This window comes from Amycolatopsis alkalitolerans, assembly GCF_006152065.1.
GTDB lineage: Bacteria > Actinomycetota > Actinomycetes > Mycobacteriales > Pseudonocardiaceae > Amycolatopsis_E > Amycolatopsis_E alkalitolerans.
Window position 1 is genome coordinate 53,168 of record NZ_VDFW01000013.1, and the last position, 17,477, is coordinate 70,644.

Genomic DNA, 17,477 nt, shown 5'->3' on the forward strand with positions numbered 1-17,477 from the left:
GTCATTCGCGGCCACGGATGATCGTCGGTTCGAACTCCGGGTCGTCGTCGGCCGGCGGTCTCGGCGCGGGTGCGGGTGGCGGGGTTTCGTCCTCCAACTCCACCGCGACGGTCCGCCGGGCTGTGCTGATATCCATGGTCTGTCAATACCTCCGGGCGGCGCGGTTGCTGAAGGGGCTTGCCTCAACCGGGCGCGAAAACCGCCGGATCGGGTGCGGCTATCCGCTCGGCGGGCCGGAATGGTCGTGGTGATTGTCGGTGGCCCATGCGAACATATGTTCGTGTCGAATGAGGGTCCGATCCTGCATGCCGATCTCGACTCGTTCTACGCGTCGGTCGAGCAGCGGGACGACGCGAGGCTGCGCGGGCGCCCGGTCATCGTCGGCGGCGGGGTCGTGCTGGCCGCGAGCTACGAGGCGAAGGCGTTCGGCGTGCGCACGGCGATGACCGGCGGCCTGGCGCGCACGCTGTGCCCGCAGGCGATCGTGGTGCCGCCGCGCATGTCGGCGTACGCGGCGGCGAGCCGGGCGGTGTTCGGCGTGTTCGAGCACACCACGCCGCTGGTCGAGGGGTTGTCGATCGATGAGGCGTTCCTCGATGTCGGCGGGCTCGCCCGGATCTCGGGCTCGCCCAGCCGCATCGCCGCGGATCTGCGCCGCGCGGTCGCCGATCAGGTGGGGCTGCCGATCACGGTCGGGGTGGCCCGCACGAAGTTCCTCGCGAAGGTGGCCAGCGGGGTCGCCAAACCCGACGGGCTGCTCGTCGTCCCGCACGACGGGGAACTGGCGTTCCTGCATCCGCTGCCGGTCGAGCGGTTGTGGGGCGTCGGGCAGGTCACCGCGGGCAAACTGCGGCGGCGGGGGATCACCACGGTGGGCCAGGTCGCGCGGCTGGGGGAGGCGGCGCTGGTGTCGATGCTCGGTCGCGGCGCGGGGCGGCATCTGCACGCGCTGGCGCACAACCGGGATCCGCGGCCGGTGCAGACCGGGCGGCGGAGGCGGTCGATGGGCGCGCAGCGGGCCCTCGGTCGCCGGCGGCGGTCGGCGGAGGAGCTGGACGCGGTGCTCGCCGCGCTGGCCGACCGGCTGACCAGGCGCCTGCGCGTGGCGAAACGGGTCTGCCGCACGGTGACCCTGCGCCTGCGGTTCGCCGATTTCAGCCGTGCCACGCGTTCCCGCACGTTGCGCGAGCCGACCTCGCACACGGCGACCATCCTGGCCACCGCGCGGGGCCTGATCGCCGCGGCTCGCACCATGATCGAGACCGACGGCCTCACCCTGATCGGCCTCGCGCTGTCCAATCTGGACGATGACGGGGCCGTGCAGCTGACGCTGCCCTTCGATGGGGTGGAGACCGGAGCCCTGGACGCCACCCTCGATGAAGTGCGGGCCCGGTTCGGTGCCTCGTCAGTGACCCGCGCGATGCTGCTCGGCCGGCAGGACGGGCCGACGGTTCCCTTGCTGCCGGACTGAGCGTCCGCCTCCCCGCGCGGGCTCGCGCCGCCGATGCCGAACTCGCCGTCGCGGGCGTCGATCTCACCTACGATTTTCGGACTAAGGGGAGGGTTTTTTGGGCGACGCCGCCGATTACGCGGGATTCGGAGGGGGCCGAGGCGAACACGGTGCCGGCGTCGGGGTGCCAGGCGGGGGCGTAGCCGAGCCCGGGTTCGAGCAGTTCCCAGTCGCCGAAGAAGCGCGCGAACTCCTCGGTCGTGCGCAGCTGCCCGGGGTTCGTCGTTTCCTCGTAGTAGGCCACCAGATCCTCGAGCGCCTGGCGTTCCTCGTCGCTGCGCGGGTGCTCGTTCGTCATCTGCGAAAGCACCAGCAGCGAGCCCGGCGCGAGCGCGTTCCGGTACGCCGCGAGGATCGAGTCCGGCTCGTTCTCGTCCTTGATGAAGTGGAGCACCGCGTTCACGATCAGCGCCACCGGCCGGGCGAGATCCACCACGCCGGTGTCCCGCACCCGGGTCAGCAGCTGCTCCGGCCGCATCAGGTCGGCGGCGATCGCGCGGTGCCGCTCGGGGTCGGCCGTGTCGGCGAGCAGCAGCGTCGAGTGCGCGAGCGCCACCGGCTCGTTGTCGATGTAGACCACATGCGTGTCGTGCTGCGGGCGCGTCTCGTCGGCGACGTCGTGCACGTTGCCCGCCGTGGGCAGCCCGGAACCGATGTCGACGAACTGCGTGATCCCGAGTTCGGCGCACCGCCGCACGGCGCGCCCGAGGAACTGCCTGCTGGTGCGCATGTACTGCCCGATCAGCGGCACCCGCTCGCGGATCTTGCGCGCGAACTCGCGGTCGATCGCGTAGTTGGTGTTCCCGCCGAGGAAGTAGTCGTAGACCCGGGCGGCGGACGGCCGGTCGAGGCTGCTTTCCACCGCGCGTAGCGCTTCGTCGTGGCCGATCAACTGGGGCCTCCTCCCGTGTTGATCTTGATCATAGCGTCAGCTCGGGGTGGGGACGGCGACCGGGCGCCGCCGGGCCCGTATCCGCGAGTAGGCCCAGATTCCGAGACCCACCACGGGAAGCACCGCGCCGAACAGGCTCGAACCCGCCCATCCGGCCGCGTCGTAGAGCAAGCCCGTGACGGCCGACGCGATCGCGCCGCCGACGAAGATGGTGGCCATGAACACCGTGTTGATCCGCGCCCGCGCGTCCGCCCGCAGACCGTAGATCTCCTGCTGGCTGAGCACCTGGTGCCCCTGCACCGCCAGGTCCAAGAGCACCCCGGCGATCGCGAGCACCACCAGGCTGTGCGCCCCGAGGTCCGCGACGACCATCGCGATCGCGCCCAGCGCGAGCGCCAGGCCGCTCCCAAGCTGCCCGTAGCCGCGGTCGCCGAGCCGCCCGGCCACCGGCGCGGCGGCCGCCCCCGCGGCACCGACGAGCGCGAACACCCCGATCCCGCTCTGGCTTAGCCCGTGCACCCGCGCGAGTTCGAACGCGACGGCCGTCCAGAACGCGCTGAAGGCGCCGAACATCAGCGCCTGGCACACCGCCCGCCGCCGCAGCGCGGGTTCCTCGCGGGCGAGGGTGACCACCGACCGCATCAGGTGCGGGTAACGCACGCGGTGCTCCGGATCGCGGCGGGGCAGCAGTTGCCGGATCGCGAACGCGACGACGATCATCAGCATCGCCGACACGAGGTAGATCGTGCGCCAGCCCCACGCGCTCGCGACGAAGCTGGACACCGTCCGCGCCAGGAGAATCCCCAGCAGCAGCCCGGTCATCACGGTCCCCACGAACCGCCCGCGCTGCTCCTCCGGCGCCAGATGCGCGGCGAACGGGATCAGGATCTGCGCGACCACCGAGGTCAGCCCGATCAGCACGGAAGCGCCGAGGAACAGCCCGAAATCGGGGGACAGGCCGGCGACGGCGAGCGCGACCGCGGTGAACACCAGCGTGCGCGTGGCGAGCTTGCGGTTCTCCAGCAGGTCGCCGAGCGGCATCAGCAGCACGATCCCGGCCGCGTAGCCGAGTTGCGTCAGCGTGACCACGAGCGCCGCGCTGCCCTGGCTCACCGAAAACGCGGAGGAGATCTCGCCGAGCAGCGGCTGCGGGTAGTACAGGTTCGCGACGGTCGCACCGCAGGAGAACGCGAGCACGACCATCACGAGCCGGAGACTCCGGCCCGGCTGAGCGTCGGACATGACCCTCCTCGAAACGTCGACGCCCAGTCAAAGTCTTCTGCGGCTACACCTCATTCCCGCACGGACACCCACCGTAACGCTCGTCACGCGGAAACCGGACCAACCGGGATCTACCGATCGGCGGTGACGATGCCGTACTCGTGGATCTTCCGGTAGATCGTGGCGCGTGAGATGCCCAGCAGCTTCGCGGCCCGCACCTTGTTGCCGTCGGCGTCTTCGAGGCTGCGCACGATCGCGTCCCGCTCGACGGTTTCGAACCGGTTGAGCGGGCGCCTGGTGAGCGCGTGGTACTCGGCGGGCAGATCGGTCGGCAGGATCGTGCCGGTGCGGCGGCGTGTGGTGATCTGCTTGAGCACGCGGTAAAGCTGCGTGACATTGCCCGGCCAGTTCGCGCGCATCAGCAGGTGCAGCGCCGCCGGCGAGCACGTCAGCTGCCCGCCGCCGGCCAGCCGGCTCAGCAGCAGCGGCACCAGTTCGGCCACGTCCTCGGGATGCCGCCGCAGCGGTGGCACGGTCAGCGTGCGCGGGAACAGCGCGAGCAGGCTCGGATCCGCCTCCGCGTCGGCAGGTATGGTCGCCGTGACCCAGGTCGTGCCGGCCGTGGCTTCGCGTAGGACCGACACCAGCGTGCGCACGTCCGCGCCCGCGAGGCGGTCGGCATGGCGGATCACGAGCGTGTCCACCGGGTCGTCGACCAGATCACGGTGCAGATCCTCGTGCCAGCCCGCGGTCATCCGCGCCGCGTCGAGCACCCGCAGCCGCCCCGCCGGATTGCGCCGCTGGTGCACCCCGCGCGCGAGGGTGTACTTGCCGGCGCCCGGTTCCCCGGCGAGCATGAGCCATTCGCGGCGGCTGAAGCTGGTGTCCACGTCGTGGCTCACCCGCAGCCACGGCGCCGCCGAACCGACGACTCCGGGCAGGAACATGGGCAGCATCGGGGACGCCGAGGGGCCGCGTTCGCCTTCATCGGGCTCGATCAGTTTCATCGACAGCACGCCGCCGGCGATATCTCCGTCGCGATGCCCCTTGACCTGGCGGCAGTGCACGCGCACCTTGCTGCCGCTGGAGAGCGTGACCGTCGTGGTCGCGCGGCGGTTGTCGGACAGTTCCTGCTTCGCCCGCGACAGCAGCACCGTCTGGTCGGCGGGGGCGAGCAGCTGGCGCGCGGTGTCGTTCATCATCACGATGTCCTCGTTGAAGGCCATCACGATGCCGGTCGTGCGGCGGCACGCCTGCAGGTAGGACTGGAACAGCACGAGCTCGCGCAGGTTGCTGTGGGTCAGCAGCGCCTGGCGTACCTGCTCGGCCGTGGTCCGCGCGAGCGCCACGAGCAGGCCGCCGGCGTCCTTGCGCCAGCAGGTCAGATCGACCGCGCCGATCGTCTTGCCGCTGATCGGATGCTGGATCGGCACGCCGGCGCAGGCGAGGTTCTCCAGGTGCTCGGCGTAGTGCTCGTGACCGAACACGTGCGTGGGGCGGCCGTCTTCGAGGGCGGTGCCGATGCCGTTGGTCCCGACGAACCGTTCGCCGTAGCTGTAGCCGGGAACGAGCTCGACGCGCTCGAGGTGGCGGTGCAGATCGGTGTCCCCGGTGTGCTGGCTGAGCACGACCCCCGCGGGATCGGTGAGGATGAGGCTGATCGGCTGCCCCTCGAGCTGTTCGCCGAGCCGCTCCAGGACCGGTGTGGCACCGCGGATGAGCGGGGTGTCGAGGTTCTGGTCGGTGGTGTAGGGCAGGTCGATCCGGTCGGCGGGGACCTGGAACTCGCGCGAGCGCCACCACGAGGCCAGGATCGCCTCGCGCACCTGGTCCGGTCCCACGGCCTCGGCTGTCAGGAATCGTTCGCGGGTGCGGGCCAGGCCCTCGTCGTCGGGCCGGATCGCTATCGCACGGTCCACCTGGGCCTCCCCGGCACATCGATGTGTCGCCAATCACAGCGTAGGCCAAACGGCCGCTTGACCGTGTCTCAAATTGAGACACTCACCTACCTCGCGGAAGCGGTCTCATGGACTCATGGCCGACGAGACGTACAACCCCTGGACCGTCGTCAACGTGGTCTTTCACCACTTGGTCGAGCAAGGGCTGCATCCCGAGCTCGGAGAGGGCGGCCATCCGGGTGACCCCGCCGCCGCGCTCCTGCGCGCGCTCGGCATCCAGCCACAGATCGAAGGCGACGAGCGCGCGCACGACCACGTGCGGGCACAGCTGGCGGAGCTGCGGGAGCGGATGTTCGGCGAACCCTGACCGGCGCCGGCTCGCACTGTCTCATATTGAGACCCGCGTCACGTCGCGGGGGCCTTGTAATCATCGGCGTAGGACGTGCGCCCACGCACCCTGAACGCGCCCGCACAGGGGTAAGGAGCCGATATGAGCCGCCAGAGCGTGGCGAAAGCCCACCAGAAAATCCAGGAACTCTCGTGGGAACCGGCCTATCACGAGCCGGTGTCCCAGTACGGGACCGACTACACCTTCCGCAAGGCCAAGAAGAAGGACCCGCTCAAGCAGGTCCTGCGGTCCTACTTCCCGATGCAGGAAGAGAAGGACCACCGCGTCTACGGAGCCGAGGACGGCGCGATCCGCGGCAACATGTTCCGGCAGGTGCAGGAGCGGTGGCTGGAATGGCAGAAGCTGTTCCTGTCCATCATCCCGCTGCCGGAGATCTCCGCGGCACGGGCGATGCCGCTGCTGTTCCGCACGGTGCCGAACCCGGAACTGCACAACGGCCAGGCGATCCAGATGATCGACGAGGTCCGCCACTCGACGATCCAGCAGAACCTCAAGCGCCTGTACATGAACAACTACATCGACCCCGCCGGGTTCAACTCGAGCCTGCGGAACTTCCACAACGACTACTGCGGCACCATCGGCCGCCAGTTCGCCGAAGGGTTCATCACCGGTGACGCGATCACCGCGGCGAGCATCTACCTGACCATCGTCGCGGAGACGGCGTTCACGAACACGCTGTTCGTGGCCATGCCGGCGGAGGCCGCGGCGAACGGCGACTACCTGCTGCCGACGGTGTTCCACTCGGTGCAGTCCGACGAGTCCCGCCACATCTCCAACGGATACGCGACGCTGCTGATGGCGCTGTCCGACGAGAGCAACCACCAGTTGCTCGGCCGCGACCTGCGCTACGCGTGGTGGAACAACCACGCCGTCGTCGACGCCGCGATCGGCACCTTCATCGAGTACGGCACGAAGGACCGCCGCAAGGACCGCGAGTCCTACGCGGAGATGTGGCGCCGCTGGATCTACGACGACTACTACCGCAGCTACCTGGTGCCACTGGAGAAGTACGGCCTGGAGATCCCGCACGACCTCATCGAGGAGGCATGGAACCGGATCTGGAACAAGGGTTACGTGCACGAGGTGGCGCAGTTCTTCGCCACCGGGTGGCTCGCCAACTACTGGCGTATCGACCCGATGACCGACGAGGACTTCGAGTGGTTCGAGTTCAAGTACCCCGGCTGGTACGACAAGTACGGCAAGTGGTGGGAGAACTACAACCGCCTGTCGACGCCGAACGGGCATCACCCGATCGTCGCCGAGAACGTGGACTACGTGTACCCGCACCGGTGCTGGACGTGCATGGTGCCGTGCCTCATCCGCGAGGACATGGTCATGGACAAGGTCGACGGTCAGTGGCGCACGTACTGCTCGGAGACCTGCCGGTGGACCGACGCCGAGGCGTTCCGGCCGACCTACCAGGGCCGCAACACCCCGAACATGGGCAAGCTCATCGGCGCCCGCGAGTGGGAGACCCTGTACCACGGCTGGAACTGGGCCGATGTGGTGAGCGACATGGGCTTCGTCCGCGACGACGGCAAGACCATGGTCGCGCAGCCGCATCTGAACCTCGACCCGAAGAAGATGTGGACGCTGGACCACCTGCGCCGCATGCCCGAGGTGCAGAGCCCGAACGTGCTGCTCAACCAGATGACCGACGAGGAGCGGGCCGCCTTCGCCGCCGACTACAACCGCCAGGGCCCGGCGGGACGCCCGGCTCCGGCGCAGAGCTGAGCAGGGCAGCGGCGGTGCCGTGAGGGACCCCCTCATGCCCATATCTGCCGTGAGGGACCCCCTCACGGCACCGCAGCGACGAAGGAGTCCGATGGCGGACAAGCACGTGGTCCGGTTCGAGCCGGTCGGCATCGAGATCGAGGTGGCCGAGGACCAGACGATCCTGAGGGCCGCGGCCGAGCAGGGTGTCATGCTCATGCACGGCTGCAAGGAGGGGCAGTGCGCCTCCTGCAAGTCCTTCATCCTCGAGGGCGAGGACGTCGAGCACGACCGGTACTCCACGTTCGCGCTGCCCGACTTCGAGAAGGACGAGGGCTACACCCTGCTGTGCCGGGCACACGCGTACGAGGACCTGACCATCGAACTGCTCAACTACGACGAGGAGATGATCCACTCCGGACTGCCGATCCAGGAGGCCGTCGTCGAGGTGGTCGCCAACGACCACGTCACGCACGACATGCGGCATCTGGTCGTACGGCTGGTGGAACCGGAGACGCTGAAGTTCTTCCCCGGCCAGTATCTCGACTTCGCGGTGCCTGGCACCGAGGAGACGCGCTCGTTCTCCATGGCCAACACCTCCAGCAAGGAGGGCGGGCGCCTCGAGTTCGTCATCAAGGTCTACCCCGACGGGCTGTTCTCGGAGTTCCTCGACACCCGGCTGGCCGTCGGGGACCGGCTCGAGGTGACCGGGCCGTTCGGGGTGTTTACCTTGCGGGACAACCCCGGCGCTCCGCTGGTCTTCGTCGGCGGGGGTGCCGGGATGGCGCCGATCCTGGCGCTGCTGCGCTCGATGGCCGAGCGGGGTATCGACCGCAAGACGACCTTCTACTACGGCGCGCGCCGCCGCAGGGACCTCTGCTTCGAAGAGGAGCTGCGCGCGCTCGAAGAGAAGCTGGCCGATTTCCGTTATGTGCCAGCGCTGTCCGAACCGGACGGTGAGGACTGGGACGGCGAGACCGGGCTGATCACCGACGTGCTGCGGCGGTCCGAAACCGGTCTCGACGGCGCCGACGCGTACGTGTGCGGTCCGCCGCCGATGGTGGAGGCCGCTCTTGAACTGCTGCCCGCTCTGGGTGTGGCGGAGAAACGCGTCTTCTACGACAAGTTCACGACGACGGGCGAAGGATAACGAAATGTCAGCTCCGACAACTGGGTCGACCACCACGCAGGTACGCAGCGTGCCGAAGCCTGTTTTCACCGACGCCGAAGCCGGCGCCAAGGAATTCCCGGACTCGCACCTGCGGCGGTTCAACTACTTCAACCCGGCCAAGCGCAAGCAGAGCCACTACGAGGACGTGACCGTCGAGGTCCAGCCCGACCCGCGGCACTACCTGTCGCAGGGCTGGCTGTACGGCTTCGCGAACGGCAAGGGCGGCTACCCGCTGGAGTGGACACAGCTGAAGGCCTGGGGCTCGGACCGGCCGATTCCCCAGCGGGGACCGGGTTCCGGCGGCAAGGGCTACGACTGGCCGGCGCTGGGCTGGCACGAGTTCCGTGACCCCAACGAGGAATGGGAGCTCACGCTCTACCGCTACAACGCCAACGTGGTCCGCCAGCTCAACCAGAACATCGATTCGGCGCGGCAGTCCAAGGCCTTCGACCAGTGGAACCGCAACTGGACGCATTTCGTGGCGCAGCACGTCGGCGCGTGGATGCACGTGGACCACGGGCTCGGGCTGTACCTGTTCGCCAACGCCAACCGGCGCGCCCCCACCAACATGCACAACAACGCGATCTCGGTGAACAGCATGCACCGGATCCGTGCGGCGCAGGACCTCGCGCTGTACAACCTGACGCTGACCGAGGAGATCAGCCACTTCGACGGCACCGCGCACATCGTGACGTGGAACGACGACCCGGCGTGGCAGGGCGTGCGGGAGCTCGCCGAGCAGCTGACCGGGATCGACGACTGGTGCGAGGCGATCTTCGCCGCGAACGTCGTGTTCGAACCGCTTGTGGGCGAGCTGTTCCGCAGCAACCTGGTCCAGCAGGCGGCACCGGCCAACGGCGACTTCGTCACGCCGACCCTGATCGGCGCGGAGGAGTTCGACTTCGCCGAGCGGGACCTGCGCTACACCCGCGCGATGTTCCAGTTGCTGGTGGGCGACAAGGAGTTCGCCGACCACAACCGGCAGCTGCTGCACCAGTGGCTGGTCGACTGGGTGCCGCGCTGCCTCCACGCCGCGCGGACGCTGCAACCGCTGTGGTCGCAGCCCGACGCCAAGCCCCCGCGCTTCGAAGACGGTCTCGACCGTGTGAAGAGCCGCTTCAGCGGCATCCTGTCCGACCTCGGCCTGCAGGCACCGAAGGAGCTGAACCAGTGACCACCACAAGCGCCCGGACGGCGGAGAGCCCGTTCAAGTCCGACAGCACCGCGTCCAACATGTGCGGCTTCACCCTGATGAACAACCAGGTCGGCGTGATCATCGCGGAGGTGCTCGAGCACCTGCCGAACGTCACCATCACGCACCTGCCGTCGATGATCCGGGTGGACGGCAAGAACCGGTTCGACGTCGTCTACTCCGACGTCGACGAGGCGGCCGGCGAAGAGGAGGGCTGGTTCAACTCCGCGGAGTTCGAGGAGAGCATGTCGACCCACTACGGCCGGATGGTGCACCAGGACGACCGCACGATCATGTTCGCCAACCCCGAGGACGCCGCCGAATACCTCGACTTCGACCTCAAGCCGATCCGCTAAGGGGACCGAGATGTACGAAAAGGACGGTGAGAAGTACTTCGTGGTCGACGGGCACACGCATTTCTGGGACGCGAGCCCGGAGAACTGGGTGCCGGGCCAGGAGGAGTTCGCCAAGGGCTGGATCGAATGCTTCCACGCCTACCAGGGCCTCGGCCCGGCGGAGACGCACTGGCCGATCGACCGGTTCCAGAAGTACTCCGAAGAGCTGATGATGCACGACCTGTTCGAGGTCGGGCATGTGGACAAGGCGATCTTCCAGCCCACGAACCTGCGGCAGTGGTACGTCAACGGGTTCAACACCACGGAGTCCGACGGCGCGATGGCCGAGCGGCATCCCGGGAAGTTCCTGGTGAACACCACGTTCGACCCGCGAGAGGGTGACGCGGGGATGCGGGCTTTCGAGGAGCGGGTGAAGCGGTTCGGCTGCAAGGGCGTCAAGCTCTACACGGCCGAATGGCGGGGCGACTCGCGGGGCTGGAGCCTGAAGGACCCGGAGTCCGCGCGGTACCTGGAGAAGTGTGAGGAACTGGGCGTCAAGAACATCCACGTCCACAAGGGACCGACGATCTGGCCGCTGGACAAGGACGCCTTCGACGTGTCCGATGTGGACTACGTGGCGACGAACTTCCAGGGGCTCAACTTCATCGTCGAGCACGTCGGGCTGCCGCGGATCGAGGACTTCTGCTTCATGGCGACGCAGGAGCGCAACGTGTACGCGGGCTTGGCGGTGGTGGTCGGCGGGCTGATGCACGCCAGGCCGAAGTTCTTCGCGAAGGTCATGGGCGAGCTGATGTTCTGGCTCGGCGAGGACAAGCTGATCTTCGGCGCCGACTACGCGATCTGGGAACCGAAGTGGCAGGTCGAGGGCTTCGTCGACTGGAACATGCCCGAAGACGAGGAGCTGAGCGACTTCCCGCCGCTGACCGTGGCACAGAAGAAGAAGATACTCGGGCTCAACGCGGCGCGGCTGTACGACATCGAAGTGCCCGAAGAGCTGCGGCTCGCGGCGCCGAAGGTGGCCGAACCGGTCGGCGTGCCGAACCCATGACGGCGATTCGTGCGACGGACGTCCGCGCCGGCCACGCTGCGGTGTGGTCGGCGCTGGGCACCGTACGGGATCCCGAACTGGACGAACCGCTGACCGATCTCGGCTTCGTCGCGCGGTGCGAGGTCGAGGCGGGGCGGGCGCGTGTCGAGCTGCGCCTGCCCACCTACTTCTGCGCGCCGAACTTCGCGTTCCTGATGGTCGCCGACGCCTTCGACGCCGTGGCCGCGGTGCCGGGCGTCGAGGCGGCGGAAGTGGTGCTGCAGGACCACTTCGCGGCCGAAGCCATCAACCGGGGCGTGGCGGCGCGCTCCGGTTTCGTCGCTTCGTTCGAGGGCGAGGCGGCCGCCGAACTCGACGACCTGCGCGCGGACTTCCTGCGCAAGGCGGTGCTCGCCGGCACCGACCGGGTGTGCCGCGCGCTGGTGTCCGCGGGGGTGGAAGCCGCTCGCCTGCCGGAGCTCACGCTCGGCGACGTTCCCGGCGGCGCTGACCGGGAACGGTTGCGCGCCCGCCGCCGTGAGCTCGGCCTGCCGGCAGGCGACGGGGATCCGCTGCTGATCGACCCCGACAGCGGCGGGCGGGTCGAGCCGGGGAACGTCAAGCGGCATCTGGCGTTCGCCCGGCTCACCCGTACCAGCATGGAGGCGAACTCAGGCGTGTGCCGCGGGATGTTGCGCGTGCGCTATCCGGAGACTTCAGGACAGGAGGGTGCGGGATGAAAGCCGTCCGGCTGCACGAGTACCACCGGCAGCCCGTGATCGAACAGGTGCCGGAGCCCACCGCGAAGGGCCCGTTCGACGTGGTCGTCAAGATCGGGGGCGCCGGGGTGTGCCGCACCGATCTGCACATCATCGAGGGCCAGTGGGCGGAGAAGTCCGGAGTGGGCCTGCCCTATACGATCGGGCACGAGAACGCGGGCTGGGTGCAGGAGGTCGGCTCCGCGGTGTCCAATGTGGAGGTCGGGGACACGGTCATCCTGCACCCGACGCCGACCTGCGGGCTGTGCCACGCCTGCCGTGCGGGCAACGACATGCACTGCGAGAACAGCGTGTTCCCCGGTATCGACTCCGACGGCGGGATGGCCGAGTACCTGCTGACGTCGGCGCGGGCGTGCATCAAGCTCGACCCGGCGACCCGGCCGGAAGACGTCGCCGCCCTCGCGGACGCGGGCATCACCGCCTACCACGCGGTGCGCAAGGCGGTGCCGCTGCTGTACCCGGGCACGGTGTGCGTCGTGAACGGGGCCGGGGGGCTGGGGCATATCGGCATCCAGTCGCTGAAAGCGCTTACCGCGACGAAGGTCGTGGTGGTGGACCGCAACGCGGAAGCCCTCAAGCTCGCCGAGGAGCTGGGCGCGGACGAGACGGTGCTGGCCGACGGCAAGCAGGTCGAGTCCGTGCTGGAGCTGACCGGCGGCAACGGCGCCGAGGTCGTGCTCGACTTCGTCGCCGAGCAGGGCGCGCAGCAGGACGCGTTCGCGATGACCCGCCGGAACGGCTCGCAGTTCGTGATCGGCTACGGCAGCAACATCGACATCCCCACCATCGACATCATCTCGACGGAGCGGAACGTGGTGGGGAACCTCGTCGGCACCTACAACGACCTCGTCGAGCTGATGGTGCTGGCACAGACCGGCCAGGTCACCCTGCACACGAAGAAGTACCCACTGGAAGCGGCGCTGGACGCGCTGGCCGATCTCGACGCCGGCCGTGTCCGCGGCCGCGCCATCCTGACCCCGTGAGCTTGAGGAGCACCTGATGGCCAAGGAACTGCGTTTCGGCTCTGACGCCCGCGAGATGCTGCTGTCCGGTGTGGACAAGCTCGCGGAGGCCGTCAAGTCCACGCTGGGCCCCAAGGGGCGCAACGTGATCATCGAGAAGATCACCGGCTCGCCCGTGGTGACCAACGACGGCGTCACCATCGCGCGCGAGATCCACCTGAAGAACCAGTTCGAGAACATGGGCGCGCAACTGGTCAAGGAAGCGGCGATCAAGACCAACGACGTGGTCGGCGACGGCACCACCACGGCGACGGTGATCGCGCAGGCCATCGTGCGTGAAGGGATGAAGGCGATCGGCCGCGGCGGAAACCCCGTACTCGTCAAGCGCGGCATCGACCACGCGGTCGGCAGGCTGGTGGAGTACCTGGAGAAGGCGGCGCATCCCGTGGTGTCCGAACAGGACTACGCGCGGGTCGCCGCGATCTCGGCCAACGACGACGACGCGGTCGGCGCGGTGATCGCCAAGGCGCTGCACACCGTCGGCGACGGCGGCGTGGTGACCGTCGAGGAGTCGCCACAGATCGGGATGACGGTCGATTTCGTGGAGGGCTTCGAGTTCGACAACGGCTACCTCTCGCCGTATCTGGTGACCGATCCGGGGCGGCTGGAGGCGGTGCTCGACGATCCGTACATCCTGATGTGCGCGGAGAAGGTGACGAACGTCCAGCAGCTGATGCCGGTCCTGGACAAGATCATGCGGTCGCCGCGGCCGCTGGTGCTCATCGCCGAGACCGTCGAGGGATCCGCGCTGAGCATGCTGGTGCACAACCAGGTCAACGGCACCTTCCGGTCGGTGGCGGTGCGCGCGCCCGGGTTCGGCGACCGGCGGCTGCACAAACTGGAAGACCTCGCGGCGGTCGTGGGCGGTTCGGTGCTGTCCCGGCAGTCCGGGTTCTCGCTGGAGACGATGACGCTCGAGCACCTCGGCCGCGCCAAGCAGGTCCGGGTGACCGAGAACATGACGACGATCGTCGGCGGCGCCGGATCGCAGGCGGACGTCGAGTTCCGGGTGAACCAGCTGCGCGCGGAACTGGAGCGGGCGCAGTTCGGGATCGACGAGGACGTGCTGACCGAGCGGATCGGCGCCCTGACCGGGAAGGTCGCGATGATCCGCGTCGGCGCCGCGACTCCCGCGGAGCTCAAGGAGCTGCAGCACCGCGTGGAGGACGCCCTCTCGGCGACCCGCGCGGCGATGGCGGAGGGCATCGTCGCGGGCGGCGGCGCGGCGCTGCTGCACGCGGAGAAGGTCCTCGAAGGCCTCGGTCTCGACGGCGACTACGCGACCGGCGCGGACATCGTGCGGCGCGCGCTGGCCGAGCCCGCGTTCCTCATCGCGAGCAATGCCGGGTATCCGGCGCACGAGATCGTCGAGCACGTCCGCGGCCTCGGCGACGACGACGGGTTCGACGCGCTGCTCGAGCGCTACGGGAACATGATCGACATGGGCATCATCGACCCGCTGCGCGTGTGCCGGTCGGCGCTCCAGAACGGCGCCTCGGTCGCCGGGCTCCTGCTCACGACGAACTCCCTGATCGCCGAGGAGCAGACCCCGTGGGGCGGCAGCCCCGCGCTGATGACCGAGTACGGGCCGCTCGACGAGGGCCTGCACCAGCCCTCACCCGACGCGAGCACACCGCAGTCGCTCGGGCTGGGGCCGTCGGTCGGCTGACCGGCGTGCGGCGTGCTGGCCTCGGGCGGGGTGAACCCGCATGATGGGGTGCATGTATCGCATGACGGTCGTCTACGACCACCCCGAGGATCCGGAGAAGTTCCTGAAGCACTATCGCGAAGTGCACGCGCCGCTGGTCGAGAAGCTGCCCGAGCTGCGGTCGTTCGGCTGGGGTGTGAGCGAGAGCCCCGGCGGGGAGAAGCCCGGCTTCTTCGTCGTGGCGGTGCTCGACTGGGAGTCGAAGGAGCATGCGCAGGCGGCGCTGGCGTCGGCGGCCGGGGGCGCGGCCGTCGGGGATGTAGCGAACTTCGCCCGGCCGGGCCAGTTCCACGTCCTGTTCGCCGAGGTGGAGAAGGTGGTCTAAGGCTGGGCTGTCGGCGTGGGCGCCGGCTGTGAACCGGCGGGGGGCAGCGCCTGCTGGCCTACCACGAGCACGATCGCGATGACGGCGGCCGCGGCCAGCAGCAGCCCCAGGCGGTCCGGCCAGGTGAGCCGGGGGTGGTCGGGCTCGACGTTCATGCCCGCACTCTAACCGGTGACGGCGCGAGCCGATGCCGGGTATCGGACGGTAGCCGCGGGGCGGGGGCCAGGTCGCGGCGACCGCCGCGCTCCTGGCCTCCGGCCTCGCCGGGGCGATCAACGTGACCAGCGGGATGTTCCCGAGCCGAGCAGGCCGCCCAGCGCGCGCCGGCCCGGTCCCGCGACCGCGATCAGCAGGAAGATCCAGGCGTAGAGGGCGGCAGGCTCGCCCATGTTCTGCAGCGGCAGCAGGCCCATCGGCTGGTGCACGGTGAAGTACGCGTAGGCCATCGTCCCCGAGCACAGCACGGCGGCGGCACGGGTCCCGAGGCCGGTGCACACGAGCGCGCCGGCCACCAGTTCGATGACGCTCGCCCACCAGCCGGGCCACATCCCGAACTGCACCCCGGTGCCCTGGCCGTCGATCCCGCCGAAGGCGCCGAAACCCTGCGCGCCGTGGCAGGCGAACAGGAATCCGGAAACGACGCGCAGCGCGGTGAGCACGTATTCGGCGGGCTTGACGGCGGGCTTGCGGGTCGCGGGGGCGGTCGTGGTGGTCATGGCGGTTCCTCTCTCCAGTGGTTGCCTTCACCCCCACGTCGAACCGGGCCCGCCCCGGATCGACACGAGTTTTCAAGATTTTTTTCGCGGACTTCACCGCGATCCTGGACTACCCGGACGTGTTCGCCCGGTACGCGGGGTGCACGGGAGCCGGCTATCTGTCCATTGTGGACACTTTACGGTCGCGCGACCGGCGGTCGGGCGGATAGGATTATGGCATTGTCCGACCAGAAGGCGAGGTGCACGATGGCAGGCAACAAAGGCGTGGCGTACGTCGGCAAGGGCACCGTCGAGATCCAGGACATCGCCTACCCGGAGTTCGTCCTGCGGGACGGGCCCGGCGTCAACAAGGCGAACGTGGGCCGCGAGACACCCCACGGCGTGATCCTGAAGAACGTCGCGACCAACATCTGCGGCAGTGACCAGCATATGGTCCGCGGCCGCACGACGGCGCCGGAAGGGCTCATCCTCGGCCACGAGATCACCGGCGAGGTGGTCGAGGTCGGCCGGGACGTCGAGTTCGTCAAGCGGGGCGACCTGGTCTCGGTGCCGTTCAACATCGCGTGCGGGCGGTGCCGCAACTGCAAGGAGGGCAAGACCGGGATCTGCCTCAACGTCAACCCGGACCGGCCCGGTTCCGCCTACGGGTACGTGGACATGGGCGGCTGGGTCGGCGGCCAGGCCGAGTACGTGCTGGTGCCGTACGCGGACTGGAACGTGCTGAAGTTCCCCGACCGGGACCAGGCGATGGAGAAGATCCTCGATCTCACGATGCTTTCGGACATCTTCCCGACCGGGTTCCACGGCTGCGTCACGGCCGGGGTCACGGTCGGCTCGACCGTGTACATCGCGGGCGCGGGCCCCGTCGGGCTCGCCGCCGCCGCGTCGGCGCAGCTGCTCGGCGCCGCGGTGGTCATCGTCGGTGACCTCAACGCCGACCGGCTCGCGCAGGCACGGTCGTTCGGCTGCGAAACCGTCGACGTGTCGCGGGGCGATCCGAAGGACCAGATCGTGGAGATCCTCGGCGTGCCGGAGGTCGACTGCGGCGTGGACGCGGTCGGGTTCGAAGCGCGGGGCCACGGCCACGACGCGGGAACGGAGAAACCGGCCACGGTGCTCAACTCGATGATGGATGTCACGCGAGCCGGTGGCGGCCTTGGCATTCCGGGCCTGTACGTCACCGGGGACCCGGGTGCGGCGGACGCGGCGGCCCGCGAGGGCTCCCTGTCGATCCGGATCGGGCTCGGCTGGGCGAAATCGCATACCTTCGCGACCGGCCAGTGCCCGGTGATGCGGTACCACCGGCGGTTGATGATGGCGATCCTGCACGACAGGGTCCAGATCGCGAAGGCGGTCAACGCGACGCCGATCGCGCTCGCCGACGCGCCGCGGGGTTACCAGGAGTTCGACAGCGGGGCGGCCCGCAAGTACGTGCTCGACCCGCACGGGCTGCTTTCGCACGCCTGACACGACCATCGGCATACTGGGTTCCGCTCGCCCTTTAGAGTGACGGGCGGAACTCGGCGTGCCGCCCGAAC

18 protein-coding genes are annotated in these 17,477 nt (G+C 69.0%); 12 read left to right on the forward strand and 6 right to left on the reverse strand.

Annotated features, from left to right (window positions below; all coding sequences use genetic code 11):
• Position 1 precedes the first annotated feature (1 nt).
• Positions 2-136 carry a hypothetical protein gene (locus tag FG385_RS35315; protein WP_268815930.1) on the reverse strand — a complete coding sequence of 45 codons (135 nt, stop codon included), beginning with the start codon at positions 134-136 and terminating at the stop codon, positions 2-4.
• A 138-nt stretch (positions 137-274) separates the two neighbouring features.
• Here FG385_RS35315 and dinB point away from each other — a divergent pair, with 138 nt between their 5' ends.
• On the forward strand, positions 275-1,471 hold the full coding sequence (gene dinB / locus FG385_RS16505) for a DNA polymerase IV (protein ID WP_139097635.1): 1,197 nt from the start codon (positions 275-277) through the stop codon (positions 1,469-1,471).
• A gap of 67 nt (positions 1,472-1,538) precedes the next feature.
• On the opposite strand, the gene FG385_RS16510 is transcribed toward dinB, so the two are convergent.
• The 3 genes from FG385_RS16510 to FG385_RS16520 all read right to left on the reverse strand — a co-directional run bounded on the left by FG385_RS16510 (position 1,539) and on the right by FG385_RS16520 (position 5,542).
• On the reverse strand, positions 1,539-2,402 hold the full coding sequence (locus tag FG385_RS16510; RefSeq protein WP_139097636.1) for an SAM-dependent methyltransferase: 864 nt from the start codon (positions 2,400-2,402) through the stop codon (positions 1,539-1,541).
• A 36-nt stretch (positions 2,403-2,438) separates the two neighbouring features.
• Entirely contained in the window at positions 2,439-3,644 is a 1,206-nt protein-coding gene (locus tag FG385_RS16515; RefSeq protein WP_139097637.1) for an MFS transporter, read from the reverse strand.
• 110 nt (positions 3,645-3,754) lie between these two features.
• Positions 3,755-5,542: a sigma-54-dependent Fis family transcriptional regulator gene (locus FG385_RS16520; RefSeq protein WP_139097638.1), complete on the reverse strand. Its 1,788-nt coding sequence runs from the start codon at positions 5,540-5,542 to the stop codon at positions 3,755-3,757.
• Between the two features lie 115 nt (positions 5,543-5,657).
• Here FG385_RS16520 and FG385_RS16525 point away from each other — a divergent pair, with 115 nt between their 5' ends.
• The 10 genes from FG385_RS16525 to FG385_RS16570 all read left to right on the forward strand — a co-directional run bounded on the left by FG385_RS16525 (position 5,658) and on the right by FG385_RS16570 (position 15,223).
• Positions 5,658-5,888, forward strand: coding sequence for a hypothetical protein (locus tag FG385_RS16525; protein ID WP_139097639.1), 231 nt, complete (start codon positions 5,658-5,660; stop codon positions 5,886-5,888).
• A gap of 123 nt (positions 5,889-6,011) precedes the next feature.
• Positions 6,012-7,664 carry a ferritin family protein gene (locus tag FG385_RS16530; protein WP_139097640.1) on the forward strand — a complete coding sequence of 551 codons (1,653 nt, stop codon included), beginning with the start codon at positions 6,012-6,014 and terminating at the stop codon, positions 7,662-7,664.
• A gap of 91 nt (positions 7,665-7,755) precedes the next feature.
• On the forward strand, positions 7,756-8,793 hold the full coding sequence (locus tag FG385_RS16535; RefSeq protein WP_139097641.1) for an FAD-binding oxidoreductase: 1,038 nt from the start codon (positions 7,756-7,758) through the stop codon (positions 8,791-8,793).
• A gap of 4 nt (positions 8,794-8,797) precedes the next feature.
• Complete coding sequence (locus tag FG385_RS16540) at positions 8,798-9,988, forward strand: ferritin family protein (RefSeq protein ID WP_139097642.1); 1,191 nt, start codon at positions 8,798-8,800, stop codon at positions 9,986-9,988.
• Entirely contained in the window at positions 9,985-10,362 is a 378-nt protein-coding gene (mimD, locus tag FG385_RS16545; RefSeq protein WP_407645500.1) for a propane 2-monooxygenase effector subunit MimD, read from the forward strand. Before FG385_RS16540 ends, mimD begins: the two co-directional genes overlap by 4 nt.
• A gap of 10 nt (positions 10,363-10,372) precedes the next feature.
• The gene (locus FG385_RS16550; protein WP_139097643.1) at positions 10,373-11,410 is read left to right on the forward strand and encodes an amidohydrolase family protein; all 1,038 of its coding nucleotides are present in this window, start codon (positions 10,373-10,375) and stop codon (positions 11,408-11,410) included.
• Positions 11,407-12,129: an iron-sulfur cluster assembly protein gene (locus tag FG385_RS16555; RefSeq protein WP_139097644.1), complete on the forward strand. Its 723-nt coding sequence runs from the start codon at positions 11,407-11,409 to the stop codon at positions 12,127-12,129. The genes FG385_RS16550 and FG385_RS16555 overlap by 4 nt, the downstream gene beginning before the upstream one ends.
• The gene (locus tag FG385_RS16560) at positions 12,126-13,151 is read left to right on the forward strand and encodes an NAD(P)-dependent alcohol dehydrogenase (RefSeq protein ID WP_139097645.1); all 1,026 of its coding nucleotides are present in this window, start codon (positions 12,126-12,128) and stop codon (positions 13,149-13,151) included. Before FG385_RS16555 ends, FG385_RS16560 begins: the two co-directional genes overlap by 4 nt.
• A 16-nt stretch (positions 13,152-13,167) precedes the next feature.
• A complete protein-coding gene (gene groL / locus FG385_RS16565) occupies positions 13,168-14,859 on the forward strand; it encodes a chaperonin GroEL (RefSeq protein WP_139097646.1) in 1,692 nt (563 codons plus the stop codon).
• A 52-nt stretch (positions 14,860-14,911) separates the two neighbouring features.
• Positions 14,912-15,223 carry an EthD family reductase gene (locus FG385_RS16570; protein WP_139097647.1) on the forward strand — a complete coding sequence of 104 codons (312 nt, stop codon included), beginning with the start codon at positions 14,912-14,914 and terminating at the stop codon, positions 15,221-15,223.
• On the opposite strand, the gene FG385_RS33955 is transcribed toward FG385_RS16570, so the two are convergent.
• Both FG385_RS33955 and FG385_RS16575 read right to left on the reverse strand, forming a co-directional pair.
• Positions 15,220-15,378: a hypothetical protein gene (locus FG385_RS33955; RefSeq protein ID WP_160148829.1), complete on the reverse strand. Its 159-nt coding sequence runs from the start codon at positions 15,376-15,378 to the stop codon at positions 15,220-15,222. The genes FG385_RS16570 and FG385_RS33955 overlap by 4 nt on opposite strands.
• A 117-nt stretch (positions 15,379-15,495) precedes the next feature.
• A complete protein-coding gene (locus FG385_RS16575; protein ID WP_139097648.1) occupies positions 15,496-15,939 on the reverse strand; it encodes a DoxX family protein in 444 nt (147 codons plus the stop codon).
• Positions 15,940-16,185: 246 nt separating this feature from the next.
• Here FG385_RS16575 and fdhA point away from each other — a divergent pair, with 246 nt between their 5' ends.
• Positions 16,186-17,406 carry a formaldehyde dehydrogenase, glutathione-independent gene (gene fdhA, locus FG385_RS16580; RefSeq protein ID WP_139097649.1) on the forward strand — a complete coding sequence of 407 codons (1,221 nt, stop codon included), beginning with the start codon at positions 16,186-16,188 and terminating at the stop codon, positions 17,404-17,406.
• Positions 17,407-17,477: the final 71 nt, after the last annotated feature.